General features: G+C 37.6%; 22 protein-coding genes and 1 pseudogene. 8 read left to right on the top strand and 15 right to left on the bottom strand.

What is annotated here, in order from left to right; translation table 11 throughout:
• Positions 1-49: 49 nt before the first annotated feature.
• A complete protein-coding gene (locus NITER_RS06195) occupies positions 50-1,108 on the bottom strand; it encodes an integrase core domain-containing protein (protein ID WP_281847485.1) in 1,059 nt (352 codons plus the stop codon).
• Between the two features lie 742 nt (positions 1,109-1,850).
• Here NITER_RS06195 and NITER_RS06190 point away from each other — a divergent pair.
• On the top strand, positions 1,851-3,254 hold the full coding sequence (locus NITER_RS06190; RefSeq protein WP_197685300.1) for a BspA family leucine-rich repeat surface protein: 1,404 nt from the start codon (positions 1,851-1,853) through the stop codon (positions 3,252-3,254).
• A gap of 53 nt (positions 3,255-3,307) precedes the next feature.
• A complete protein-coding gene (locus NITER_RS06185) occupies positions 3,308-4,636 on the top strand; it encodes a BspA family leucine-rich repeat surface protein (RefSeq protein ID WP_084275366.1) in 1,329 nt (442 codons plus the stop codon).
• A gap of 428 nt (positions 4,637-5,064) precedes the next feature.
• On the opposite strand, the pseudogene NITER_RS06180 reads toward NITER_RS06185, so the two are convergent.
• From NITER_RS06180 to gyrA, 11 genes and pseudogenes are all read right to left on the bottom strand, one after another.
• Positions 5,065-5,308: pseudogene (locus tag NITER_RS06180) on the bottom strand (integrase core domain-containing protein); the annotation flags it as partial.
• Positions 5,309-5,388: 80 nt separating this feature from the next.
• Positions 5,389-6,618, bottom strand: coding sequence for an NnrS family protein (locus NITER_RS06175; protein WP_084275368.1), 1,230 nt, complete (start codon positions 6,616-6,618; stop codon positions 5,389-5,391).
• Positions 6,619-6,620: 2 nt separating this feature from the next.
• A complete protein-coding gene (locus tag NITER_RS06170; RefSeq protein WP_084275369.1) occupies positions 6,621-7,352 on the bottom strand; it encodes an ABC transporter ATP-binding protein in 732 nt (243 codons plus the stop codon).
• On the bottom strand, positions 7,340-8,122 hold the full coding sequence (locus NITER_RS06165) for an ABC transporter permease (RefSeq protein WP_084275370.1): 783 nt from the start codon (positions 8,120-8,122) through the stop codon (positions 7,340-7,342). The genes NITER_RS06170 and NITER_RS06165 overlap by 13 nt, the downstream gene beginning before the upstream one ends.
• Positions 8,122-9,093 (bottom strand): ABC transporter substrate-binding protein, encoded by a 972-nt coding sequence (locus tag NITER_RS06160; protein ID WP_084275371.1) that lies wholly within the window; start codon positions 9,091-9,093, stop codon positions 8,122-8,124. The genes NITER_RS06165 and NITER_RS06160 overlap by 1 nt, the downstream gene beginning before the upstream one ends.
• Before the next feature lie 11 nt (positions 9,094-9,104).
• Entirely contained in the window at positions 9,105-10,067 is a 963-nt protein-coding gene (locus NITER_RS06155; protein ID WP_084275372.1) for a transporter, read from the bottom strand.
• Positions 10,068-10,314: 247 nt separating this feature from the next.
• Entirely contained in the window at positions 10,315-11,232 is a 918-nt protein-coding gene (locus NITER_RS06150; RefSeq protein ID WP_084275373.1) for a radical SAM protein, read from the bottom strand.
• Positions 11,229-12,251, bottom strand: a complete 1,023-nt coding sequence (gene hemE, locus NITER_RS06145) for a uroporphyrinogen decarboxylase (protein ID WP_084275374.1) — start codon at positions 12,249-12,251, stop codon at positions 11,229-11,231. Before hemE ends, NITER_RS06150 begins: the two co-directional genes overlap by 4 nt.
• 9 nt (positions 12,252-12,260) lie before the next feature.
• Positions 12,261-12,779 (bottom strand): YqhA family protein, encoded by a 519-nt coding sequence (locus NITER_RS06140; RefSeq protein ID WP_084275375.1) that lies wholly within the window; start codon positions 12,777-12,779, stop codon positions 12,261-12,263.
• Positions 12,776-13,804, bottom strand: coding sequence for an aspartate-semialdehyde dehydrogenase (locus tag NITER_RS06135; RefSeq protein ID WP_084275376.1), 1,029 nt, complete (start codon positions 13,802-13,804; stop codon positions 12,776-12,778). The genes NITER_RS06140 and NITER_RS06135 overlap by 4 nt, the downstream gene beginning before the upstream one ends.
• Positions 13,791-16,256 carry a DNA topoisomerase (ATP-hydrolyzing) subunit A gene (gene gyrA / locus NITER_RS06130; RefSeq protein ID WP_084275377.1) on the bottom strand — a complete coding sequence of 822 codons (2,466 nt, stop codon included), beginning with the start codon at positions 16,254-16,256 and terminating at the stop codon, positions 13,791-13,793. The genes NITER_RS06135 and gyrA overlap by 14 nt, the downstream gene beginning before the upstream one ends.
• Positions 16,257-16,316: 60 nt before the next feature.
• Between gyrA and NITER_RS06125 the strand changes: the two genes are divergently transcribed.
• The 3 genes from NITER_RS06125 to NITER_RS06115 all read left to right on the top strand — a co-directional run bounded on the left by NITER_RS06125 (position 16,317) and on the right by NITER_RS06115 (position 18,621).
• A complete protein-coding gene (locus tag NITER_RS06125; protein ID WP_084275378.1) occupies positions 16,317-16,541 on the top strand; it encodes a hypothetical protein in 225 nt (74 codons plus the stop codon).
• A 486-nt stretch (positions 16,542-17,027) separates the two neighbouring features.
• Positions 17,028-17,366, top strand: coding sequence for a P-II family nitrogen regulator (locus NITER_RS06120; RefSeq protein ID WP_084275379.1), 339 nt, complete (start codon positions 17,028-17,030; stop codon positions 17,364-17,366).
• Between the two features lie 28 nt (positions 17,367-17,394).
• Positions 17,395-18,621: an ammonium transporter gene (locus tag NITER_RS06115; RefSeq protein WP_084275380.1), complete on the top strand. Its 1,227-nt coding sequence runs from the start codon at positions 17,395-17,397 to the stop codon at positions 18,619-18,621.
• A gap of 16 nt (positions 18,622-18,637) precedes the next feature.
• Here the strand turns inward: NITER_RS06115 and NITER_RS06110 are convergent, their stop codons facing one another.
• From NITER_RS06110 to NITER_RS06100, 3 genes are read right to left on the bottom strand one after another with little or no spacing between them, the layout of a single operon-like run.
• A complete protein-coding gene (locus tag NITER_RS06110) occupies positions 18,638-19,933 on the bottom strand; it encodes a TolC family protein (RefSeq protein WP_084275381.1) in 1,296 nt (431 codons plus the stop codon).
• On the bottom strand, positions 19,930-21,486 hold the full coding sequence (locus NITER_RS06105; protein WP_084275382.1) for a DHA2 family efflux MFS transporter permease subunit: 1,557 nt from the start codon (positions 21,484-21,486) through the stop codon (positions 19,930-19,932). Before NITER_RS06105 ends, NITER_RS06110 begins: the two co-directional genes overlap by 4 nt.
• 1 nt (position 21,487) lies before the next feature.
• Positions 21,488-22,603 carry an HlyD family secretion protein gene (locus NITER_RS06100; protein ID WP_084275383.1) on the bottom strand — a complete coding sequence of 372 codons (1,116 nt, stop codon included), beginning with the start codon at positions 22,601-22,603 and terminating at the stop codon, positions 21,488-21,490.
• A 90-nt stretch (positions 22,604-22,693) separates the two neighbouring features.
• On the opposite strand from NITER_RS06100, the gene NITER_RS06095 reads away from it, so the two are divergent.
• Genes NITER_RS06095 through NITER_RS06085 form a run of 3 tightly spaced genes read left to right on the top strand, consistent with a single transcriptional unit; the run spans position 22,694 to position 25,295 of the window.
• Entirely contained in the window at positions 22,694-23,278 is a 585-nt protein-coding gene (locus tag NITER_RS06095; protein ID WP_159445313.1) for a TetR/AcrR family transcriptional regulator, read from the top strand.
• Positions 23,275-24,141, top strand: a complete 867-nt coding sequence (locus NITER_RS06090) for a patatin-like phospholipase family protein (protein WP_084275385.1) — start codon at positions 23,275-23,277, stop codon at positions 24,139-24,141. The genes NITER_RS06095 and NITER_RS06090 overlap by 4 nt, the downstream gene beginning before the upstream one ends.
• Positions 24,138-25,295 (top strand): HlyD family secretion protein, encoded by a 1,158-nt coding sequence (locus NITER_RS06085; RefSeq protein WP_084275386.1) that lies wholly within the window; start codon positions 24,138-24,140, stop codon positions 25,293-25,295. Before NITER_RS06090 ends, NITER_RS06085 begins: the two co-directional genes overlap by 4 nt.
• Positions 25,296-25,316: the final 21 nt, after the last annotated feature.

Genomic DNA, 25,316 nt, shown 5'->3' with positions numbered 1-25,316 from the left:
CTTCGCGTTTGATTTGTGAGTAGAATTATAAGCAAAAAATTTTTGCTTGTCAAGAGTTTGTATAAGTCCAATACATATGGCACTCATAATGATTTTCAAGAAGGTATTGTACCGGAGATTTAAAATTAAGAGAAGAGTGTGGTATTTTGGTATTGTAATCGATGAGCCATTTTGCTAATTTTTTATTGAATTCATCCAAATCTGTAAAGAGTAAATCTTCATAGTATTGAATAAATTGTTCTTGAATTGTTCTATTGAATCTTTCATTGTGTGCATTCATTTTAGGGCTCCTTGGATATGTCCAGTAGTGTGTAAAGCCTTTTTGTTCAAGCAGAGCATCAAACTCTTTTTTAAATTCACTGCCATTATCTGAAAGAATTGCAAGTTTACGTTTTTGTTTGATGGAGGTTATTCCATCAATTAAAGCTTCAAGAGCATATGCAGTATGTTTTGCTCTTTTAGATGGAATTGCTACTGCGAATGCAATACGTGTGAGTGGGTCAATCATAGTAAGGATATATCGTTTTATACCGTTTGATACTATTTGGATGGTATCGACTGCCCAGAGTTCAAATGGTTTAGATTTGAGGTTTTTTGGTTTTCTGTTTTTTTGTGTCTTCTTTTTTGGTTTCACTTTTCCTTTTGTATCGATGCGGTAGGGAAAAAGTCTCATTGTATCTGGTGCTTTTGCGATTATTCTTCCTATTGTGGATTCCGAGGGAGTTTTAAGTTCTTTTTCTTCACAAAAAGGTTTAAGCAGGTGGTAGAGTTTTGCTTTGCCGATGTTGGGATATGCTTTTCTTAATCGTTTTATCTCTTTAATAACTTCTATTGGAACTTTTGACTCTCTTACTCTTTTTGGTCTTCGTGATTTTGGATTTAAGGCTTTTATATCGCCATCTGCATCATTGAAACTCTTTTTCCATCGAAAGAGTGTTCTTCTGCTTACTCCAAAAGCTTCAGTTGTTGCTGCTAGTCCATATTTTTCCCAAAACTCCAATATCTTTTTTCTTCTTTTTGCCTCTTCGCTTATCATAAGCGAATTGTAGTATATCCTCTCTAATCTTTTATATCCTTTGAGCCCTGGCAACGTGTATTTGATTTGCACTCCTCACTCTCCCTCTCGGAGTGCCATATGTGTTTGAACTTATGCAGGCTCTTTGGCTATCTACGTTATTGGTTTGTCACTAGCTATTGCCAGCTCAATTGCTATCTGTTTAAATTCCTCTGGATACTTTTTATTTTGCCCCCCTCTGGCCATTTCTTTCTCTTTCCTATTTTCTTGGTTATAGTTTATTTCTTTGTACCATTTATTGTAGCCTTACCAGGTATCTGTCGAAATAGCTTTTTCCATTACTGTTATGCTCTTATTTTCAACTACATTTTTTTGCTCTGCCTCAATTTGCATCAACTGATCCTTTGTCCGTTTCATCATCAAAAGAAGTGGTTACTCTTCAGGCAAAAATCTGGTTAAGAGTCTTCTGAAAATTTTACTATCATTTTTTATGGATATACTTCTCCTTTTTTGTTTTCTTATACCGAGAAATCTACCTCAAAATTGCAAATTTTAGTGTACACTTTTGATAAAACTTTAAGTATGTATGAGCAATAATAATTATAAGAATTTATTAAAAGAGTTGTGATAAAGCGTGGTTGTCTCATTGCTTTTCACTCTCTTTGGTATTGCAGACATAGCATTGTCGGTCAAATAAGTAAAGCTGTATCAAAAAATAGAGAAATTGTCTTATTGATATTTTTATGAATCATTTCTTTTTGCGTTTCAGTTTTATATAAGAAGCTCGAAATAGAGTATAAAAGAATAATACTCAACACCACAAAAAGGATACACCATGAAACGCCTTGCACTTTCTTCTCTCCTCCTGGCTTCTACACTCTTTGGTGCTCCCAGTGAAAATATAATAAACCAAGTAGGTAAAAAAGCTAACTATCCAATAGATGGCTACTTCGTTCACTATGGCTCGGGAGCATATGACTGGATATATAATCCAAGAGGGACTAATGGCCTCTATAAATTAGAAGGGCTCGATCAAAACGGTTACTTTAGATGGACAAACCTCTCTGCATCTTTTAAAGCATCTGTAAGTGATCATACACTTCATCTAAGCTCTACCCAGCCACAAACTATCTTGGAGATAACTACTCCAAATCAAGAGGTAAATGTTAATCTTGCAACTATTAAGACAATTAAATGTAATTCCCTCTCTCCAGGAGATACATTTAAAATCAATGGCGTTAGATATAAAGTAGTAGATAATACAATGCTAAAAAACATGGATCCAAAAAGTGATGATTATGAGCATATCTGTACATCCAAAGTAACGAATATGAGTGATCTTTTTCGTGATGCTGTAGATTTCAACCAGCCAATAGGTAAATGGGATACATCAAATGTGACGGATATGAGTAGTATGTTTTGGAGTGCTGTGAAATTCAACCAGCCAATTAGCAATTGGGATACATCCAATGTGACGAATATGTATGGTATGTTTAAATATGCCACAAGCTTTAATCAGCCAATAGGAGAATGGGATACATCCAAAGTGACGAATATGAGTAGTATGTTTGAATATGCCACAAGCTTCAATCAGCCAATCGGCAACTGGAATACATCGAATGTTACGAATATGAGTTATATGTTTAAATATGCCACAAGCTTCAATCAGCCAATTGGACAATGGGATACATCAAAAGTGACAAGTATGAATTATATGTTTTATAATGCCACAAGCTTCAATCAGCCAATTGGCAACTGGAATACATCAAAAGTGACAAGTATGAATTATATGTTTTATAATGCTACAAGCTTCAACCAGCCAATAGGAAATTGGAACACATCAAAAGTAACAAGTATGTATGGTATGTTTTGGGGTGCTAAAAGCTTCAATCAGCCAATCGGTAACTGGGATACGTCAAAAGTGACGAATATGTATAGTATGTTTAGGGATGCTACAAGCTTCAACCAGCCAATAGGAAATTGGAATACATCGAATGTTAAATATATGGGTAGCATGTTTTATGGTGCTACAAGCTTCAATCAGCCAATCGGGGATTGGAATACATCTAATGTTACGAATATGAATTATATGTTTTACCATGCCGAAAGTTTTAACCAAAACATCCATAACTGGTGCGTGAGTAAAATCCCTCAAAAACCAACCCTGTTCGATACCGGCGCAGCATTTGAAGGCAGAGATGATCTCCAGCCAGTATGGGGTACATGTCCAAGCCAGTGAGCCTTTTGGCTTGCTGGGCTTTTTGATCATTTTTCACACAAAAAGGATACACCATGAAACGCCTTGCACTTTCTTCTCTCCTCCTGGCTTCTACACTCTTTGGTGCTCCCAGTGAAAATATAATAAATCAAGTAGGTAAAAAAGCTAACTATCCAATAGATGGTTACTTCGTTCACTATGGCTCGGGAGCATATGACTGGATATATAATCCAAGAGGAACTAATGGCCTCTATAAATTAGAAGGGCTCGATCAAAACGGTTACTTTAGATGGACAAACCTCTCTGCATCTTTTAAAGCATCTGTAAGTGATCATACACTTCATCTAGGCTCTACCCAGCCACAAACTATATTAGTGATAACTACTCCAAATCAAGAGAAAACTGTTAATCTTGCAACTATTAAGACAATTAAATGTAATTCCCTCTCTCCAGGGGATACATTTAAAATCAATGGCGTCACATATAAAGTAGTAGATAACACAATGCTAAAAAACATGGATCCCAAGAGTGATGATTATGAGCATATCTGCACGTCCAAAGTAACAGATATGAGCAATCTTTTCCGTGATGCAGTCAATTTTAATCAACCAATAGGAAAATGGGATACATCCAATGTGACGGATATGCGTTTGATGTTTTATAATGCTGTGGAATTTAATCAGCCAATTGACAATTGGGATATATCCAATGTGACTAATATGGATAGTATGTTTTATAATGCCGTGAGCTTCAATCAGCCAATCGGAAATTGGGATACATCCAATGTGACAAATATGGCAGGTATGTTTGAATATGCTACAAGTTTCAACCAGCCAATAGGAGATTGGAACACATCCAATGTAACGGACATGAGTAATATGTTTTTCTATGCTTCGAAATTCAATCAACCAATAGGCAAATGGGACACATCCAATGTAATAAAAATGTCTAATATGTTTTCCAATGCTGTGAAATTCAATCAACCAATAGGGGGTTGGAATACATCCAATGTTAAGTATATGAATAGTATGTTTTACAATGCTGTGAAATTCAATCAGCCAATTGGGGATTGGGATACATCTAGTGTGACAAATATGCGTAATATGTTTTATTGTGCTGAAAACTTCAATCAACCAATAGGTAACTGGGACACATCCAATGTTAAGGATATGAGTTATATGTTTTTCAGAGCTTCAAGCTTCAATCAACCAATAGGAGATTGGGATACATCTAATGTGGCAAATATGGATTATATGTTTTTCTATGCTGAAAGTTTCAACCAAAATATCCATAACTGGTGCGCGAGTAAAATCCCGCAAAAACCTAGGAATTTTGATACTCGCGCAGCATTTGAAGGCAGAGATGATCTGCAGCCAGTATGGGGTACATGCCCAAGCCAGTGAGCCTCTGGCTTGCTATACATTTTTTGATTTTTTGATCTTCTTGATATGTTATTTGGCGACTATTTCACTGGGTTTGAATCGCAATATCCAGCTTCATTTAAGAAGATTGAAATAGAGAGTATGCAAAATTGAGATGAGATGAATTAGTCGCATTTCTCTTGGAGTTTATCAAGTTCAACTTCCATTGCATCTTTAGATATTGCCTAATAGACTTGTTTAAAATTATGCATAAACTCTTTGTCTCATAGAAAATGCAAACATAAGATCATTTTGTAGAAAATTGTAAAATTACATTGAATCTTAGGACTAACGATAGTGTACACGTTTGTTTGTAATTTTAATTGATACCCCTGAAGGGATTGAATGAACTCTTTAGTGAGAAAAAGAAGGATGTAGAAGTCTACCCATGAGAAATGACAGCAAAATTTTTATAGAGAGTTTGTATAAGTCCAATGCATATGGCACTCATTGTGATTTTCAAGAAGGTATTGTACCCAAGATTAAATTAAGTGAATAGTGAGGTATTTTCGTATTGTAATCGATAAGCCATTGGGCTAATTTTTTATTGAATGCATCTAAGTCTGTAAAGAGTAGATCTTCATGGTAATTGATAAACTGTTCTTGGATGGTTCTATTAAATCTCTCATTGTGTGCATTCATCTCAGGGTTTTTTATCTACTTCTTCTAAAGCTCTCTTTCATCAAAAAAATTGGTCTTCTCTTGAATAGATATTTTTAAAAGAACTTTTGAATTTATCCCGGCAGTCCGTCTGCCCGTGGAGTAATCAACCATTTAAAATAACGTATCATATAAATAATGAAAGGCAGTATCCAAATAATTGCAGAAAGTAGATAGAGCATTTGAGAATACTCATGATAAAAGGCAACAGCACTTCTAAAGATTGCCGCAATTACTATCGATAAAGTGCCTAAACAGATAAAAACATCCCTTTCTTTAGCGATATCTCTTCCTGTATGGACAATCGTAACAACAATCATAACTACATAAAACGAAAGTGTCCAAGCACCGGTTGTAAGCATATGTAAAAGATCTCCATTAAATAGCTTCATTCCACTTAAGTAATTATATCCAATGAGCCCATAGCCAAGAGCTATTAGAATTGGAATAAGCTCAAGTGAGAAAATGAGCTTTTTAAATAGTATATTTGTCTCTTCATAGTTGATAAAATCATTTAAAATCGCCAAAGCTGCACTAGCTGTGCCTAAAGCTACCCAGCCTAAGGCTCTGTTTTGCGGGAAGAAAAACTCAAGTGCGCTAAAAAGAGCAATCATAAAAATTGTTAAGTTATATGCCGGAGGTCTTGCAAAAAAGATCTCTTCATACCCTTCATGCTCCAAAATCTCATTGACTGCTTCAGTATTGACTCTGCGAATTGCAAGGATGATAAGAACTAAAAACACTCCGAGACTTACTTTTAAAATATCCAATGAATTTGTTGTGACGACTCCAGCAACACTTAAAAAAAACCAGATTTGCATAATCTGCACAGCTATGAAAGTGTAAGCGATACTGACATGGCGTTTTGCTGGGTCTTTGAAGATCGGTTTTGCTACCAATATCGTAAGCCATGCAAAAAGAATGATATTGACAATGGCTGCCGGATAGACTCCAATAACTCCCATCATCCAAAAAGTAACTCTTCCTACAATCCAAAGCCCAAAAAGAGCAGCCAGTTTTTTGCCAACGATCGGAACCGTTCCAGGAAAAAGCTCGGGAGCTCCTGTGAGAATAAAGGCAGCCATTCCCAAAAATCCAACTCCAAAAAGCATCTCATAAATGTGCCAGCTTATACCATCGCCAATAAATGGCAAAGCAATGTAGCCGTTGTAGTAAAGTACCCAAAGAATGATGGAAAGAATCATATAAGGAGGCATCAGGAGAAATGCCGGGCGAAATCCATAAGCAAGATATATTGGAAATTCTCCTTTTGGGTATGATTCATAATGTTTTGTAGCTGCCATATTTACTCCAGTTCAAACGTTTCTATAATATAAGGATCTTTTAACAGTTTTGCAGTTTCGCTGTAAACATAGCTATCATCTCTTTTGCTTTGAGGAATATCGAGTGTAAAGGTTTTTACGATTCTACCTGGATCTGGCTCAAGCACAAAAATCTTGTCACTCAGTCTCACCGCTTCCATCAAATCGTGTGTAATAAAAAAGATTGTAATCTCTTTTTTTGTAATGAGTTCAATCAAATGGTTTTGTAGCTCTCTTTTGAGGCCAATATCCAAAGCTGAAAACGGCTCATCTAAAAATAGAAGCTCTGGTTGTGTAACAAGGGCTCTGGCAAATGAGACTCTTTGACTCATTCCGCCACTAAGCTCTTTTGGAAACTTTTCAAAATCATCTTCTTCCAAATCAAATTGTAGTGCAATCTCTTGTGCTCTTTTGATGCGCTCTTTCTTAGATACCCCTTGAGCTTTCAAGCCAAAAGCGATATTGTCAAGCACATTTTTCCATGGCAGTAGTCTTGGATCTTGAAAGGCGATTGACTGGGTTTTGAAGCTGTTTTCAATTGTTCCTTCCTGTCTATCCAAAAGACCGGCACAAAGCCTAAGAAGTGTCGTTTTTCCTCCGCCACTAGGACCTACAACAGAAACTACTTCTCCTTCATGTATCTCAAAACTGATATCCTCAAGAATTGTTTTATATCCAAAGGAAAATGTCAGATGCTCTACCTTTAATCGCGCCATTTTTCTACTTCTTTTTTAATAGGTTCTAAAAATACATACTCTACAATCATTAAAAGAGCAATCATAATGACAACAAGTGCAAGAGCTGTTTTTGTATCGAGCTGACTTCTAGCCATCGCCAAAGCTGCGCCAATTCCGTCACTTGTAGCCAAAAGCTCAGCCATTACAACAATCTTCCAAGCCATTCCAAGAGCGCTAACCCAGGCTGGAAAGATATAAGAGAAGATGTGAGGCAGATAAATATCGGTAAATTTCATCAGCTTTGGTACTTTAAAGGTATCTGCCATCTCTTCAAATTTATCCTCCAATGTCCTGGTGCCCTGTAATGCTCCGATAAAGACAATAGGCATGGAAGCTACAAATACGGTAAACTCTACCGTCATATCACCCATACCAAACCAGATCATCGCCAAAACAATCCAGGCAATCGGTGGCATTCCCATTAAGATTGTGATAATCGGTCGGCTTGCAACAGAAGCTGTAACAAAAAAACCAGCTATCAATCCAAGAATTGTTCCAATAGAAAGGGAAAGTCCAAATCCGACAATGACTCTATCGATGGTAATAGAGAGATTATCCAAAAACTCTTTGTCCTTAAAAAGCTCCAATACACTTTGAAAGCTTTGCAAAGGGGAGGGCAAAATCATATCCCCATAGATCTGATTGCCCACATCCCAAGCGGCAATAAAAAGAAAAATCGCAGCTATGGAGCCCCAGCCGCTCCATAAAAATTTGGGAAAATCTTTGATGATTTTTTTAAGTGCGTCCATCAGTAGTAAAACTCCTCATCAGGAAGTTTCCCACCAATAATCTTTGGACTTTGCTCTTTGAGTTTTTCAAAGAAAAATTCTATATCTTTTTTCGCTTCTTTTGCCGAAACTACTTGCATTTTTACATGGCTAATGGAGTCTGCTACAGCTTCAGGCGTAAACATCTTTACATATTTTACTACCAGTTTACCAGCCTCTTTTGGATGGTTTTTATACCGCTGCATTGCTTCTTCATATGCTTTTTCAAAGGCTTCTATAATATCTCTATTTTCTCTCATTTTTCCTACAACCGCCATCCCGGCTTGTGGAATTTTAGCTTCTGTATGAAAAGCTTTTCCCCACTCTTGTTGCAAATCAATACCCCTATAAAGCTCAGGTGCAACGATACTAACTGGAAAAGAGTGGGTTTTTCTTAGCACCATTGATGTCGCTGGTTCTGGCAAGAGGGCATTGTCTTGTCGTCTCATAATAAGCTGGCTTGCTGCATCCATTGGATTGGAAACGTAAATGAGATGGATATCTTTGTTGCTTAATTTTTTTTGCTTCATAATGGCTCTAAGAACAATATCTGGCATGTCGCCTCGCCAAGGAACAAGCAAAGATTTGCCTTTGAGTTTTTCAAGGGAGTTGATGTTTTTATCCCGGACTAAAATATGCAAAATCCCCCAAATAGAGACATTGAGCAGTTTAATTGGCTGATTTTTGTTATAAAGAATGGATGCAACATTGGTTGGTACCGCAACAAAATCGACCTCTTTATTGATAATCATAGCCCTTAGCTGATCAGGGTTTTTCCAAAGGCGAAACTCGATCTTTTTTGCATATTTTTTCAGAGCACCGCTTTCAATCATATGAAAAATCGGATGAGAGACATTTGCAGAAGGTCCTGCAATGACGATTTTATCCAGTTTAGCCGCATTGGCGCTGACAATTAATAAAGTTGCAAGAAATAAAACAATCTTTTTCAACATATTTCTTCCTTTCAAAATAGATATCCAATTCGAAGTACTACTCGTCTCTTTTCAAGCGGTTGATACTCTTTAAGATTATAGTGCGCTAAAAAACTTACACCTACTCCTATATGCAGTTTTGGTTTATCAAATGGTAAAAATTCGATTTGCGGTGTGATATATCCAGCACTTCCACTAAATGCTTTGAAAGGCAGTTTTGAGCGAAGGATTGGATTTGTATCATTACCCATATTGGTTTTAGAATTATACTTGAAATTGTATTCAAGTCCTATATTGATATTTTTTGTTATCGCTTTTGTAGTTCCTATATCAAATGTAATTTCATTCCCAAAGTCATAGTCATGTTTTGCTTTTGGACGATAAGTATACATTGTATGAGCATCTACTCTCCAAGTATTGCTCAATATTTTTGAAAATCCAAGTCCAAATTTGTATTCAGCTCCGCCTGTTCCAGGTTGTGTGGGTAGTGGAGTAGCAATATTTTGTGCAAAAGGAGGAGCTTTTTTGAACCCTTTGTCTGTCTTTCCCGTAGGAAATTTTACTCCGGCTTCAACAGCTACTTGATAGCCATATTGTTTCATTGGTAACAGAACATATTTTCCAATTATCGCAATATCCCCAATGCCACTGTTATCGATAGCTACATTGTTTGGTCCTAATTTTGCTGTAGCGTCTATGCGTTTATAGGGAATCATTAGCCGAATGTCACCATTGTTGACAATTCCATAACGAAATACCATGAGTGTTATATTTGCTGTAGCATCTAAGTTTTCTTTATTAGTAACTTCATGTGAGCCATCGAACATATGTTTTCGCTGAAAGTAGATATGTTTCATAGCCATTTTAAGTTTGCCTTCTGGAACTACCATAGCACCACCTTTTGAGTTGATACCAGGAATAACTTGAGCAAAAAGGGAGGGAGAAAGTGTTGTATGACAAGCAAGTATAGTTGCTACTATGAATTTTTTGTTCATTAGTTGCCTCCAACTTTTGCTTTTATATAGATAGAAAATGCTTCTAAAAGAATTTTTTTTGCTTTTTTATGTGTTTTTCCTACAGTCATCTCATCTCCTTTTAATTATGATAATCATTATTAAAATTCTAAAACAAAATACCTTTCTCTTTTCTTAAAATGATAATTGTTATCAAAATATCCGGTGGTGCTAGAAAGTTATATTGCATATCTTAAAAAGATAAAAATAGTGAAGTTTGAAAAATACTCTATTTTTTCTGGATGATTTCCAAAAATGTTACATTACCGACTTTTTTTTCTTGAAGTTGGTGAGTTTGTAGGAGTTCATTTACTAAGTTTTTGGTGGTTTGATCAAAAAGTGTGTCAACATCTTCTTGCGTAAGTGGTCTATGAGCAAGAAGTTCGATAAGTTCTTGTTTGTTTAGATGTAAGTGATACTTTTTCTCTTTTTTTCGTGAGACAATTGTAACTGGAAGGTTTTTAATCTTTTTTGATAGTTCAAAAAGTTTTTCGTAGCTTACTGGCTCAACTTTGTATGCTGGTGGGCGGTCGATTGTGCCGATATCGATGCGATCGGGCTTTATTTGTTGGAGTACTTCATTGAGTGCCTCAAACTCTTGTGGCTTATCGTTGATGCCTTTTACTACTAATATCTCAATAACGAGAAATCCAGTATAAATCTTACGAAAGCCGATCATTCCTTTTATGATGTTATCAACATTAATGCCTTTTAAAGGCCGATCAATTTTTTTGAATGTCTTTTGATTGGCGCTATCGAGTGAGAGCTTGACGATATCGAATTTTCTCAAAGTTTGTTGTATAGCTGGCTCATCTATGCGACTAGCGTTTGAGAGGATGAGGAGCTTTTTATCTTTTTTGATTTTACCCAGTTCATCCACAAGTTCATCAAGGTGAGGGTAGAGGGTTGGTTCTCCATTTGCTGTTATTGTGATGACATCCACATCGGGAAACTCTTTCAAAGCTTTTTGTGTTTCTTTGATAACCTCTTCTACACTTGGTGGATTTATAATAGTATCTACCGGTTTTGCAGGCTCTAGCTCGCAATACAAACAGTCAAAAGTGCAAGACTTTTGTGATGGTGAGAGATCAATTCCAAGAGAGAGACCAAATCTCCTGGAATTAACAGGACCAAAGATAATACTCATCTGCGTGTCAAATCGTGAACAAGTTCTACGAGATATTTGGCATTTTCTACGGGAAGATCTGGTAACATTCCATGACCGAGGTTGAAGATATGACCAGGTTTGGCTCCCATTACCTCTATGATCTTTTCTACTCCCTCTTTTGTGGCTTCTTTGGAGTAGAGTCTTGTTGGCTCCATATTGCCTTGGAGGACATATTTTTCACCAAGTTTTTCTTTTGCTAAATCTATAGGTGTGCCCCAGTCAACACCAAAGACATCAAACTTTCCATAAATACCATCTAAATATCCTGCAATGCCTTTTGGAAAGAGAATCACAGGGATATGGGGATAGCGCTCTTTGAGGAATTCTGCGATATCTACCATATAGTCCCAGCCAAACTCAAAATATTTCTCTTTTTCCAGTGCACTTGCCCAACTATCAAAGACCTGCACTGCATTAACGCCGGCTTCAATCTGCTTGACAAGATATGCTTTGACAGCTTCTGTAATTTTAATCATGAGGGCATGCATAAATTCTGGATCTGTATAGATAAGCTTTTTGATAGTGGCATAGGTTTTGGAGCCGCTTCCTTCTACCATGTATGTAGCCAAAGTCCATGGTGCTCCACTAAAGCCGATGAGGGCTTTATCTTTTGGGAGTTTTTCTCTCACTATTTTAATCGTATCATACACATATGTAAGTCTCTCTTCTGGATAGTCGTAGAGACGTTCAAGATCTTCTAGTGTACGTATAGGATCGCTAAAAATTGGTCCTTCACCTTTTTCAAAGCGTAGATCCATTCCCATTTCAAGTGGAATAACAAGTATATCACTAAATAAAATAGCAGCGTCTACATCTAAAATCTCAACTGGCTGGAGGGTTACTTCAGCAGCCATTGCGGGATTTTTGCAAAGCGTTAAAAAATTTCCAGCTTTGTTGCGTACCTCCATATATTCTGGCAGATAGCGTCCAGCTTGACGCATCATCCAGATGGGAGTGTAGGGGGTTTTTTTACGAAAACATGCATCAATGAAAACCATACATAATCCTTAGTGTTGTTCTGCGCCTTTATGCATAAAGTAAAGAGCTAATCCCAATGCAAGAATAGAGAGAGCAAAATAGAGCATCTCCAATGCTCCATGATACTCCATATTGATAACTCGTTTAAAAAAACTCACTATAAGAACCATAACAATTACTTTAGCAAGTTTATCTTTAAGTTGATCAAGGCTTTTTATTTTTAGTATTCCACTTGACTCACTTGCTTCAGCAGGATCTATTTTTGAGATAAAAAGCTCATACAAGCCAAAACTAAAAAGAAGCATAACTACTGCAATAAGATAGAGATCGACTGCACCAATAATCTCGCCAACAATCTTTTCATGAAAATTTGGCGGGTGGTGTGCACTGCTCAGTGCCTCATAGGTATAGTGAGCTACATGGTAAATATCGATACTTGCCACTACAAAGAGTATAAGTGCTCCAAGCATCCCAAATATGACAGCGAGGAGAATAAAGAGTCTTCCCTCCCATAAAAGCCATTCAAATGCATTTTCTAAATACTTCATGCACTCTCCATCTCTATCCATTTAAGAGCGATTCTCACAGCGTTTGTTGCTGCACCCACTCGGAGGTTATCAGCTACTACCCACATATGCAATACATTATCACGATAGACATCTTTGCGAATACGTCCAACGTATGTTTCATTTTTGTCTACGACAGTTATTGGCATAGGATAGATGCTCTTTTGCGGCTCATCCATAACTACAATATTTTTACCATTATAGAGAGCTTCTTTTGCAGCTTCAGGTGTGATATCTTTTTCACACCATACAGTTACAGCTTCACTATGGCCACGCAGCACCGGTACGCGTACACATGTAGCACTTACTTCGATGTTTTTGTGCATAATTTTTTTAGTCTCATTGACCATTTTCATCTCTTCTTTTGTGTAGCCATTATCCAAGAATTTATCAATTTGCGGGATGACATTGAGAGCTATTTGGTGAGGGAATTTTTTCTTCTCACTCTCATCAAGCTTGAAATTGAAAAAATCTTTCATCTGGTTGACCATCTCATCCATTGCACTCTTGCCAGCTCCACTAGTTGCTTGGTAAGTAGCAACATCAACTCTTGTAATGCCAAATTTCTCATCTAAAGGTTTGAGCGCTTGTACCATTTGAATAGTTGAGCAGTTTGGATTTGCAATGATCCCTTTTGTCTTCCATGCTGCAATATCTTCAGGGTTTACTTCAGGTACCACAAGAGGTACTTCTGGGTCCATACGAAAATGGCTTGTATTATCTATTACTACTGCGCCTGCTTCAGCCGCATAGGGAGCGTAATGGGCTGAGACGCTACCACCAGCACTAAAAAGAGCGATTTCTATATCCTCTTTTTCAAAAATATCTTCTGTAAGCTCTTGTACTGTGTACTCTTTGCCTTTGTACTCTACACTGCTTCCAGCACTACGCTTGCTAGCTAGTGGTACAAGCTTTGCTACGGGAAAATCTACCTCTTCCATAACGCGTAGCATCTCTTCGCCCACTGCACCTGTAACACCTACTACTGCAACATTAAATTTCCTCAATTTCTTCCTCCTCTTCCTCTTTAGGACATTTTGCAATGCTTATTACTTTATCGCCTTTTTCGAGGCGTACTATCATCACACCACTTGTATTGCGGCCAGCTTTGCGGATACTTTCCATATCTACACGAATCATCTTGCCACTAGATGTGAGTACCATGAGATCTTTATTTGCTTCTACTGTGACTACACCTACAACATCACCTGTTTTTGGTGTAAGCTTCATAGCAATCACACCCTTGCCACCACGGCTCTGCTCACGATATTCACTCGCCTCGGTTCTCTTTCCGATACCTCTTTCACTCACAGTCAAGAGTTCTTGCTCTTCACTACGAATAGTTTCTGCTCCAACGACACAATCGCTTTCATACTTGAAGCGAATACCTGTGACACCTCTTGCACTTCGTCCCATTTCCCTTACATCATTTACCGGAAAACGGATGCACATCCCTTTTTTTGTAATGATAAAGAGCCATTTTGTCTTAGGTTTAACAATTTTTGCGGTAACCAGTTCATCATCGTCATCAAGAGTAATAGCTCGTACACCTTTGCTTCTAATATTGCTAAATTCAGCTAAGTTTGTTCGCTTAACGATACCGTTTTTGGTAAAGAACGCCAGTGATTTATCTTCACTGAAATCTGTAGTTGGGATAATTGCCATGATTTTCTCATCAGGCTCGAGTTGCAAGAGGTTGACAACTGCTTTACCTTTAGCTGTACGACCAGCTTCTGGGATCTTGTAGACTTTAAGCCAATAGAGCTGCCCACGATCAGTAACAAACATGAGTGTATCGTGCGTATTGGAGATGAAAAAGTCTTCAATAAAATCATCTTCATATGTTGTTATAGCAGTTTTTCCTTTGCCACCTCGCTTTTGTTTCTCATACTGTTTGAGTGGTACGCGTTTGATATAGCCGCGATGTGTAATAGTTACAACCATCGGCTCATTTGGAATTAAGTCTTCGATATCAATTTCATTGTAGTCTTCGATAATTTCTGTAAGGCGAGGAGTAGAGAATTTCTCTTTAACTTCAATAAGCTCCTCTTTGATAATTTCGTTGAGCTTCTCTTCACTGCGCAAAATACTTTGCAAATATGCTATGCGCTCCATAAGCTCTTTATATTCATTTTCAAGCTTTTCTCGCTCAAGCCCCGTAAGGCGCTGGAGTTTCATATCTAAAATAGCATTTGCTTGGATCTCAGTGAGATCAAATTTCTCTACCAAATTTACGCGTGCTGTTGGCGTATCTTCACTGGCTTTAATTGTTGCGATTACTTCATCGATGTTATCGAGAGCTTTGAGAAGGCCTTCGAGGATATGGGCTCTAGCTTTTGCTTTTTCGAGCTCATAAATAGTGCGGCGAATAACGATGGTACGGCGGTGATTGAGGAAAAGGTGTAAAAGCTCTAAAAGTGTGAAAACTTTTGGCTCTTTATTGATAATTGCAAGTAAAATGATTCCAAAAGTTACTTCCATCTGTGTGGATTTGAAAAGGTTATTAAGCACAATTTCGCTCATAACATCTTTTTTAAGCTCAATCACTACGCGAATACCCTCTCTATCACTCTCATCACGTATTTCACTGATACCTTCAATCTGTTTTTCTTTCACCAATTGAGCGATTTGCTCAATGAGGCGTGCTTTGTTGACTTGATAAGGAAGTTCATCAATAACAATTACTTCGCGAGATTTGAGTTTTTCAATATGTGTCTTTGCACGCACCTTTATGCGACCACGGCCAGTTTTATAGGAGTTGAGAATACCCTGTTTTCCAAAAATAGTACCGCCTGTAGGAAAATCTGGCCCCTGGAGTACCTCCATAACTTCTGCAAGTTCTGCTTGAGGATTATCTAAGATAACTAAAAGGGCATCAACAAGTTCATCGAGTCTATGGGGAGGGATGTTTGTAGCCATACCTACTGCGATACCACTTGAGCCGTTGAGCAAAAGATTTGGTACGCGTGTAGGAAGTACGTCAGGCTCAGTGAGCGTATCATCGTAGTTTGGTACGAAATCGACCGTATCTTTGTCAATATCGCGCAAGAGCTCTTCAGCAAGGCTCGTCATGCGCGCTTCTGTATAACGCATCGCAGCGGGGCTATCACCATCAATGGAGCCGAAGTTTCCCTGACCATCAACAAGTGGTAAGCGCATAGAAAAAGGCTGCGCCATGCGCACAAGTGCTTCATAGACTGCGCTATCGCCGTGAGGATGGTATTTACCTATTACATCCCCTACGATTCTTGCACTCTTTTTGTATGCTGCGCGGCTTGTGAGACCAAGTTCATTCATAGCATAGAGGATACGTCTATGAACCGGTTTGAGGCCATCTCTTGCATCAGGCAGAGCACGGCCTATGATGACGCTCATAGAGTAGTCAAGGTAGCTACTCTTGACCGATTCTTCTATATCGATCTCTTGAATGTCTTGATTATTTTCGAACAGATCCGCCATATTTTCCTCTATAAAAAATTTTGGATATTATAGCTTTTTTACAATAATAAAGGAATTAAAATGGATATTAACAAAAAAGTTTTGCTTCTCGCACTTGCTAAGAAAAAAGAGGATGAGAGTTTCAAAGATATTCTTTTGATGCTAGAAAATTCACATCTTTTTACTCTTAAAGAGGGTAAAAGACTTTTAAAGGAGTTGAAGCAGGAGCAGTATGTAAATGATGAGAGTTTAACTTTCAAAGGTTTTGCTTTGGCAAAAGATATAGAGGAGGAGTTTAAGTTGTAGGTTATGCTATTTTTAGTGAGATTGAAAATCTTTTAAAAATTTTGAATAAGCTTTTTTAAATTTTTATAGGTAAGTTCACAAGTTAACAAATTTAAATTTGTTCTGCTTGGTTTTTATCATAAAGTATACTTATATATTTTCGCTTCGATACAAAAAGTTAATAACTGCCTTATATTAAGTTTTCGATTTATCTTTATGCTCGGCTTTTTTAGGCTCGCATGGCGAGGCGTTTATGTGAGTGAAGTGAGTATTATTACATCTTGTTGCCAAAAATCCCCTTAAAATCGGCTCTAATAGGCAAATAACCCATAAAATGAGACTTTTTAAAAATTTTTCTTTTTAAACAGCCGAGTTTTCAAATATCCAAAAAAGTTCTAACATCATTTTTAAGTGTAGTTAGGAAAAAAGCTTTGTTTGAATTGCTATTCTTATGATTATTAAAGACTAATTTTTTTACAATAAAAAAAACAAAAAGAGGAGTTTTTTATGAAAAAGATTGAGGCAGTAATTAAGCCTTTTAAACTAGAAGATGTGAAAGAGGCATTAACAGAGATTGGAATTACCGGAATGACTATTACAGAGGTCAAGGGGTATGGACGTCAGCAAGGGCATACTGAGCTCTATAGAGGGGCTGAATATGTAGTAGACTTCTTGCCAAAAGTAAAAATCGAAGTAGTAGTTGCAGCCGATAACGTAGAGCAAGTTATCCAAGCAATCGTTAATAGTGCACGTACAGGAAAAATTGGAGATGGAAAAGTATTTGTGAGTGATATTGAAAAAGTTATTCGTATTAGAACTGGCGAAGAGGATGAAGAGGCAATTTAATTAAATATTTTTATATCAAAGGAAGAATATGGACAAGATTGTAGTTGCTGATAATGTATGGATACTAGTTTCCACAGCTTTTGTACTCCTCATGAGTGTCCCAGCGTTAGCACTCTTTTATGGTGGACTTACCAAAGTCAAAAGTATACTCAATACCATTATGATGGTGATGGTAGCATTTGGGATAGTGAGTTTGGTATGGATTGTATATGGCTATTCATTAGTTTTTGCACCAGATATTGGTGGTTTTATTGGGAATTTACAATATTTTTTCCTCAACTCTATCAAACCTAGTGATGCAGCGCCTGCAGCACCAAATCTTTACCATTACCTTTTTATCTTTTTTCAGATGACATTTGCGGCAATTGCAACAGCACTTATGGCTGGAGCATTTGTGGAGAGAATGAAGTTTGGTGCATGGATGCTCATTTCTCTTCTTTGGTCAACTATTGTCTATTTTCCAGTGGCTCACTGGATCTGGGGCGGTGGATGGCTAGGTGATATTGGTGTGCTCGATTTTGCGGGCGGTATTGTCATTCATGAAACAAGTGGACTTGCCGCATTGGTGGGAGCAATCATTCTTGGTAAGCGTAAAGAGCCTATTATGCTTCCTTCATCTTTGCCTCTTGTGGCTATTGGTACCGGGCTTTTGTGGTTTGGTTGGTTTGGATTTAATGGAGGAAGTGCGTTAGCGATGAATGCACAAGCTGTGAGTGCAGCATTGGTAACAACCCTTGCAGCAATTGTTGGAGGAATAGTTTGGATGGTGTTAGAGTGGATCAAGTTTAAAAAACCTACAAGCCTTGGTCTTTTTACTGGGATAATTGCAGGACTTGCTACAATAACTCCAGCTTCTGGCTTTGTTGATGTTTTTGGTGGGATAGTTATTGGTGTTGCTGCAGCAGTTGTCTGTTTTTGGGCAGTAGTATATCTCAAAAATAGATTCAAATATGACGATAGTCTTGATGTTTTTGGTGTGCATGGTGTTGGGGGAATGCTAGGTGCTATTTTGCTTGGAATTTTTGCCAAAGAAGATATTGGTGGTGCAAATGGACTAATGTATGGCGGTGGAGCTGGACTTTTGGGCAAAGAGTTGCTTGCACTGTTAGTTGTTGGTATCTATACTATAATTTTGAGTTATGTAATATTCAAAATTGTTGATAAAACTATTGGACTTCGTGTAAGCCGCGATGATGAGATAGAGGGGCTTGATGAAGCAATTCATGGAGAAAAAGCCTATATTAAAGAGCATTGATAAGAGGTTTTGCCTCTTATCGTTGTAGTGCAACTTTTTCAAAGTTTTTAAGTCCACTGAGTAGATAGATATAAGCTTTTTGATTGAAAATCTCTGCCTTTATAGCTGCTTTTCTCGCTTTTGCTGCTGCAAGATCTGCGATGGAACGACTCAGTTCATCTGCACTTGTAAGCTGATTATCAAATCTTCCCTGGGTTAGTTTGTAATATTCTTTTTGTGCTTTTACCTGAGCTTGCGTACTTTTAAGCTTTTGCTGGAGTGCAGTAAGCTTGATAAAAGCGTTTTGTATATTTGTAGCAATCTTCTTTTTATATTCTGCTATTTGTAAAGCGGTTGCCGCTTTTTTAATTTTGGCAGCTTCTACCGTTCGCGTATCACTCAGTCCTGAGAAGAGATTCCACTGTAAAACTGCTCCTGCATAGCTTTGATCCGCATTTGTAAATCCATCGCCATTGAGGGCTATGCTATCTCCATGCTTTTTGAGTGCTGCAATGAGTGCAATTTTAGGATAATAGGAGCTTTTAGCTAGAATAACATCCTCTTCATTGATACTTAAACTCTTTTGCAAAGCTTTTAGATCTTCTCTTTGTTGCATAGCAGTCTGAAGAATACGTGCTTTTTGCGGCTCTGGGAACGATACAAGACCATCGATAGTAGAGATTTTTGTATTGAGTATATGGGAAATATCATTATAAAGTGCGCTGATTTGCCCCTTTGTTTGTGTTATATTTGCTGTAATTGCATACTTTTTGGCTTTGAGATTATAAAGCTCACTTGGAGCTAATAGCCCTTTATCATAGAAGCCTTTTGCTTTTTTGTAAGCCAGTTTTATTGCTTCATGTGCTTTTTGCAAAGCTCGCAGTTTTTGTTTTAATGCAAAGATTGAACTATAAAGCATAGTTATTTGCATATAGAGATTTCTTTTGAGATCATCTTTTTTGAGCTTTGCTTTTTGATACTCTAGTTTGGCTTTGTGGATAGCAGCTGTAATTGCAAAACCGCTAAAGAGTGGATAAGTGAGTCGCAGTTCTCCTTGCCACTGCTCTTTTTTACCCATAGGAAGACCCGCCACAGGCATTTGAGGCATATGCAAATACATCGTTGGAGTCTCTTGGAGATGAATAGCTTGTAAAGATACATCGAGTGATGGTAGATTTTTGCCCTTTGCAGCCTCAGCCATCTTCTTTGAAGCAATAGTTAGCTTTTGGGCTTGTTGTAAAAGCAGCGAATTATCTATTTTTTGCAATATCTGCGTATAATTTTGTGCAAAAAGGGGTAAGAGAAGAGATAAGAGGGCTAAGATTTTTTTCATTGGTTCTCCTTTGGTTTTATCAAAAAGAGTAAAAGTACAAAAATCGTACCAAAAACTCCCCAGTAGCCTGCATGCATGAATGTATTATAAAAGCCATAATTAAAGCTCATAAACTCTTCAAAACTACCAAATATGATCTTTATTTGCTCCCAGCTTAGACCGAGAAGATTTTGTAGTTTATGAAGAAAATAGTTTAAGTATTCATAGTTTTGCAGCTCATTCATCCGCAAAAAATGCATATTTTTAAAATATTCCATATTGTTTGTGGCAAGTGCTGTACCAAAACTGCCTCCCACGAAACGAAAGTAGTCCATAAGTACAATGGCAAGTTCACCTTTATGTGGTGGCGCGCTTTGCATTACCATAACAGTCACAGGAGCAAAGAAGAGTCCCATACCAATACCAAAAGGGATAGTTAAAAGCATTGCCTGGTGCATTGGGGTATAGTAGTTGAGTTTTGGCAATAAAAGTACAGAAGTGGCGACATAGACGAATGCTGCCAGTGCAACCGTTTTTTTTGCTCCAATTTTATCTGCAAGCATACCTGCAAGTGGAGAGAAGATTCCTATGAAGACTGCAAATGCAAAAACGGCAATACCGGCATTGAGAGTTGGAAGCATTTTAATTCGCTCATAATAGACAGGTAGTAGATAAAAATATTGATACATAGAAAAGCCGAGGATGAAAAAGTAGATCATCATGCCGTTAAAAAAGTCGGGATTTTTAAACAAAGAGAAATCTATAAGCCTATATTTGGAGTTAAACTCCACAAGAGCGTAGAGCAAAAAGCCAATAATGGTGCAAAAAAGAAGTACTCCTATAAAAGAGCTGTTAAACCATCCAAACTGCTGTCCCTTTGAGAGCATGACAAGTAGTGAGACTGTTGCAAAGCTAAGAAGTATGAAGCTAACAAAATTAAATCGCAGTTTTTCAAAGAGACGCTCTTTTGGTAAGAAGATGATACCGGAGATAAGAAGTAAAATACCTACTGGGACATTGATGAAAAATACCATACGCCAGTTATAAAATTCAGTTAAATATCCTCCTACAGTTGGGCCAAGGGCTGGAGCAAAACTGACTCCTAATGCAAAGATCCCCATAGCCAAACCCTTTTGATGGGGTGGAAAGTAGCTAAAGATCATGATATGACTTGTGACCATGATAAAAGCTTCGCCTACACCTTGGATAATACGAAAAATTATCATCTCTTCAAGAGTGTTTGCAATACCACATGCGAGGGAGGCTGCACCAAAAAGAGCTACACCTGATAAAAAAATGGCTTTCGAGCCGTATGTTTTAATGAGCCATTCAGTAATAAGCAGGCCAATAGCTGCCGCTATCATATAGCTTGTAATAATCCACTGTACCCCATACATATCTGTGGCGAGGGGACCTGTGAGTTTTGGGACGATGACATCTACAACAGTAGTATCTAAAATTGCCATAAATGCCCCTACCATCACAATGATAGAGAAGATTGCACGCTCTGTTGGGGTTATATCCCAAGGTTTTTTTCCCTCTTCTAATACGACATCTTCAGCTGGCGTTGCCATGCTATTTCCTCTCTATAGCGACAGTCGCACCCATACCGGCGCGAAGACCTTCGATATTGTTGAGCTTTATGCGAACTTTGAAGCGTTGATCAAGCTTGGTAAATTCCCCACTTGCTATATCCCTGGGGACCAAGCTAAAAGTGGAGGCAGATGTAGGAGCAATTGACTCTACTATCCCATGGTATATTTTGTCTGGAACTGCATCGACATTTATTGTAACACGATTTCCAGGCTTTACTCCGTGCATTTTCTTTTCTGAAAGCAGTACTTCGCAATAGAGTTTTTTAGGATCAGTAATAGCATAGACAGGGCTACCTTTTTTAACTATTTTTGGAGTATCGAAGAATTTCTTAGCAATGATTCCATCAAAAGGAGCATAGAGCTTTGTATAGGATAGTTTGAGGTTGAGCTCGTCGATTGTACTTTTTAATGCAGCACTCTCTTTTTCCAGTGACTCAATCTCTTTGGAGAGCTCCAAGATAGACTTTTCTTGGTTTTTTGCTATTTTTGCTCTATTTTGTAGCTCTTGTTGCTTGATGCGTAGTGCTTCTATACCCTTTTGCATGGCTTGGAGCTCTTTTTGAAGTGCAATTTTTTGTGTATGTATATTTTCATACTGCTCTTTTGCTATGAGTCTTTTTTGCAGGAGGGATTTAAAGCGTTTTTCATCTTTTTGCAGCTTTTGCAGTTTTACTTGAAAAGCTTTTACTCTTGATTTATTTGCTTCTATCTCTTTTTGCAATGCTTCGATCTCTTGGCTTGCTATTTTACTTTGCAAAGTAAGATTTTTTTTGAGTCTCTCTCTTTTTAGCTGCAAAGCTTCTATTTTTTTTATCAAAGCCTCTTTTTTATGCTCTAATTTCTCTTTTGCTTTGCGAAAGTCTGTATCATCTATTATAGCTAAGAGTTCACCTTTTTTTATAGGTTGGTGCTCTGTTTTGGTCATTTTCGTTACTTTACCGCCTACTTTAAAACTAAGCATAGCTAGTTCATCACTTTTGATAAAGGCTGCGTCGCTTACAGCATTGACTTTTCTATAGTGGAGATAATCAAATCCAAGATATCCAAATAAAATAATAAGGAGAATAATAACTACTGAGCCAATTTTTTTACTCATTTCTATCCTTGTGAACGAGATTCACAAAAATGATATATAATTTTTCATTAAGATATGCTGAGTTATAATGGTTTTAAAGAAGAGGTAATGATGAAAGAAACAATTAAGCAAAAGATCAAAGAGACAAAAAAAGAGATTTTACTAGAGGTAATATCCGAACTTTTTGAGCAAAAAGGGTTTGCGGATCTTAAAATGCAAGATATTGCGAAGCATCTTGATATGTCTATAGGAGCACTTTATAAGATTTTCGCTTCAAAAGAGGATCTACTTTTAGCCTATATTGAATTTGAGATAAAAAAGTTTTATTCAATGCTGCAAGAACAGACAAATAATATAGATGACCCACTTCTTTGCTTGCAGCACTATGTCAATCTTAAATTTGAAGTATTTAAACAAAAAAGAAGAGCATTAGAAGATCCACTCATGGGAGATCCCCTTTTCTTTTTAAAAATGGGTAAAAAGGAGTATATGCTCATCGAGCCAATTCTTGCATTACTTGCTTCTTGGTTTGAAAAACTTCATGCTCAAACTCCTCTTCGAGAACATGATTTTTTAAAATTGGCATTTTTATTTAACTCCTATACAAATGGCTATGTAGAGTACTGGATTGTACACAATAAAGATCTTAATCCTACTCAAGTAGTGGAGCTCTTTTTGCAAGGCGTAGGAAAATGAAAAAGAAGAAGATCTCTTTAGTTCTTGGAAGTGGTGGTGCAAGAGGATATGCTCATATTGGAGCTATAGAGGAGATTGAGAAGCATTTTGAGATCGTTGCAATTAGTGGTGCATCCATGGGTGCTCTTATCGGTGGGCTCTATGCAGCTGGAAAACTGAAGGAATATCAAGAGTGGGTTTTAGGACTTGATGCCTTTGATGTGATGAAATTGCTTGATTTTTCCTTTGATAAACGGGGGCTTGTTGGTGGAGATCGGGTTATGAAAAAGCTTCGCCAAATTTTGGGGAATGTGAAAATTGAAAACTTGCCTTATGATTACACTGCTGTTGCTACAGATCTCAAACGCAATCGGGAAATTTGGTTTCAAGAAGGAGATCTTTTAGAGGCTATTCGAGCATCTATTGCTATTCCATCTTTTTTTACACCTATAGAAAAGGATGGGATGCTCCTTATCGATGGCGGTGTCCTTAATCCTTTGCCAGTGGCTCCTACGATGTCAAGTCCTAGTGATTTGACCATTGCTATATCACTTCTTGGTGAGGGAAAGGCTCCTAAGATTAAAATTCCAAAAGATGTAAAACAGAAGGTCTCGAAGCTTGAAACAATTGTTACGAATGTGACAGATAAAGCAAGGCAGATTTTTAAAGATGAGCAAGAAGACTATCATCTTATAGATATAGTGGATATGGCTATTGAGTCTATGCAAAAGACACTCTCTAATTATCGTATTGGAGGCTATCCACCAGATATATTGATAGAGATACCCAAAAGTATAGCAGGAACACTCGATTTTCATAAAGCTTATGAAATTATTGAGATTGGACGAAAAAAGACGCTTGAGGTATTAAAGGATTTAGTATGAAAATAGTACAAAAATATTGGGTTGGTTTTTTTGCTTTAGCTCTTTTTATAATAGCTGCAGCGCTTATATATATAAAACTCCATCCAAAAAAGCTACCACCAAACTTAATCGAAGGGGTAGGGAGATTTGATGGCGATCTTGTCAATCTCAATACAAAATATCCTGGAAGAGTTGCAAAGATCTTTTTCGATGATGGAGATGCGATCAAAAAAGGTGATGTGGTTGCTGTTTTAGAAAGCAAGGAGTTTTCAAAGCAAAAAGAGGCAATCGAAAAGCAGATAGAAGCTAAACAAGAAGAGCTCAAAGCTAAAGAGATAGAACTAAATATAAATGAGACAAAAATCCCACAAATTCTTGCAAAAGCGACCTCTGCTCTCAAAGCCAAGCAAAAGCAGCTTCAAGAGATTCAAAGCGCTATAGCCTCTCAAGGAGATGTTGTAACTCAAGATAGAAAAGACTATCTGCGTATCAAAGATCTCTATAAAAAAAGGCTCATTCAAAAACATAAATTAGAAGAGATTACACTCAAATATAAAACAGATAGAAACAGGCTTCGAGCACTCAAAGCCAAAAAAGCACAACTCCTCCAAGCCATAGCTATCGCTAGGAGCGATGTAGTAGATGCCAAGGCTGCACAAAAGGGTCTTGACGCTTTGCGTAAGGGTGTAGCAGCGCTCAAAAAAGGGATTGAAGCACTCAAAGCCCAAAAGGAACAGATCGAAGCAGTCATCGCAGAGCTTACTCTCAAAAGTCCACTCAATGGATATGTAGTGGAAAAGATTGCAAATAGTGGGGAGGTTCTTGGTGCTGGTATGCCAGTAGCTACGCTTATCGATCCAAACACTCTCTATCTCAAAATCTACGTCGATACGCTCTCCAATGGTAAAATCAAACTGCACGATAAAGCAGTGATTTTTTTGGATGCATATCCCAATAAGCCTATCGCGGCCGAGGTAGTACGCATAGCGCAAAAAGCGGAGTTTACGCCAAAAGAGGTGGCGGTAAGGAGTGATAGGATACAACGAGTCTATGCGGTGCACCTCAAGCCTCTTAAACCAGATCCTTTGCTTAAACTTGGCCTTCCAGCAACTGGCGTTATATCTATTGATGGTAAGGGACTTCCAAAGAGTCTTCATGAGATACCGCAGATTTAGACATTGGACATTAGATATTGG

Source organism: Nitratiruptor tergarcus DSM 16512, from assembly GCF_027946175.1.
Taxonomy (GTDB): Bacteria; Campylobacterota; Campylobacteria; order Campylobacterales; family Nitratiruptoraceae; genus Nitratiruptor; species Nitratiruptor tergarcus.
Note: the sequence above shows the minus strand (reverse complement) of the source record. Positions and strands in the feature narration are given on the sequence as shown.

What these genes read in the sequence shown, in the direction of transcription:
- gyrA (WP_084275377.1), bottom strand. Translation starts at nt 16,256, where the DNA reads ATGGCGGATCTGTTCGAAAATAATCAAGACATTCAAGAGATCGATATA.
- NITER_RS06150 (WP_084275373.1), bottom strand. Translation starts at nt 11,232, where the DNA reads ATGAGTATTATCTTTGGTCCTGTTAATTCCAGGAGATTTGGTCTCTCT.
- NITER_RS06085 (WP_084275386.1), top strand. Translation starts at nt 24,138, where the DNA reads ATGAAAATAGTACAAAAATATTGGGTTGGTTTTTTTGCTTTAGCTCTT.
- NITER_RS06125 (WP_084275378.1), top strand. Translation starts at nt 16,317, where the DNA reads ATGGATATTAACAAAAAAGTTTTGCTTCTCGCACTTGCTAAGAAAAAA.
- hemE (WP_084275374.1), bottom strand. Translation starts at nt 12,251, where the DNA reads ATGGTTTTCATTGATGCATGTTTTCGTAAAAAAACCCCCTACACTCCC.
- NITER_RS06190 (WP_197685300.1), top strand. Translation starts at nt 1,851, where the DNA reads ATGAAACGCCTTGCACTTTCTTCTCTCCTCCTGGCTTCTACACTCTTT.
- NITER_RS06155 (WP_084275372.1), bottom strand. Translation starts at nt 10,067, where the DNA reads ATGAACAAAAAATTCATAGTAGCAACTATACTTGCTTGTCATACAACA.
- NITER_RS06160 (WP_084275371.1), bottom strand. Translation starts at nt 9,093, where the DNA reads ATGTTGAAAAAGATTGTTTTATTTCTTGCAACTTTATTAATTGTCAGC.
- NITER_RS06115 (WP_084275380.1), top strand. Translation starts at nt 17,395, where the DNA reads ATGGACAAGATTGTAGTTGCTGATAATGTATGGATACTAGTTTCCACA.
- NITER_RS06120 (WP_084275379.1), top strand. Translation starts at nt 17,028, where the DNA reads ATGAAAAAGATTGAGGCAGTAATTAAGCCTTTTAAACTAGAAGATGTG.
- NITER_RS06165 (WP_084275370.1), bottom strand. Translation starts at nt 8,122, where the DNA reads ATGGACGCACTTAAAAAAATCATCAAAGATTTTCCCAAATTTTTATGG.
- NITER_RS06185 (WP_084275366.1), top strand. Translation starts at nt 3,308, where the DNA reads ATGAAACGCCTTGCACTTTCTTCTCTCCTCCTGGCTTCTACACTCTTT.
- NITER_RS06170 (WP_084275369.1), bottom strand. Translation starts at nt 7,352, where the DNA reads ATGGCGCGATTAAAGGTAGAGCATCTGACATTTTCCTTTGGATATAAA.
- NITER_RS06095 (WP_159445313.1), top strand. Translation starts at nt 22,694, where the DNA reads ATGAAAGAAACAATTAAGCAAAAGATCAAAGAGACAAAAAAAGAGATT.
- NITER_RS06100 (WP_084275383.1), bottom strand. Translation starts at nt 22,603, where the DNA reads ATGAGTAAAAAAATTGGCTCAGTAGTTATTATTCTCCTTATTATTTTA.
- NITER_RS06105 (WP_084275382.1), bottom strand. Translation starts at nt 21,486, where the DNA reads ATGGCAACGCCAGCTGAAGATGTCGTATTAGAAGAGGGAAAAAAACCT.
- NITER_RS06175 (WP_084275368.1), bottom strand. Translation starts at nt 6,618, where the DNA reads ATGGCAGCTACAAAACATTATGAATCATACCCAAAAGGAGAATTTCCA.
- NITER_RS06110 (WP_084275381.1), bottom strand. Translation starts at nt 19,933, where the DNA reads ATGAAAAAAATCTTAGCCCTCTTATCTCTTCTCTTACCCCTTTTTGCA.
- NITER_RS06140 (WP_084275375.1), bottom strand. Translation starts at nt 12,779, where the DNA reads ATGAAGTATTTAGAAAATGCATTTGAATGGCTTTTATGGGAGGGAAGA.
- NITER_RS06090 (WP_084275385.1), top strand. Translation starts at nt 23,275, where the DNA reads ATGAAAAAGAAGAAGATCTCTTTAGTTCTTGGAAGTGGTGGTGCAAGA.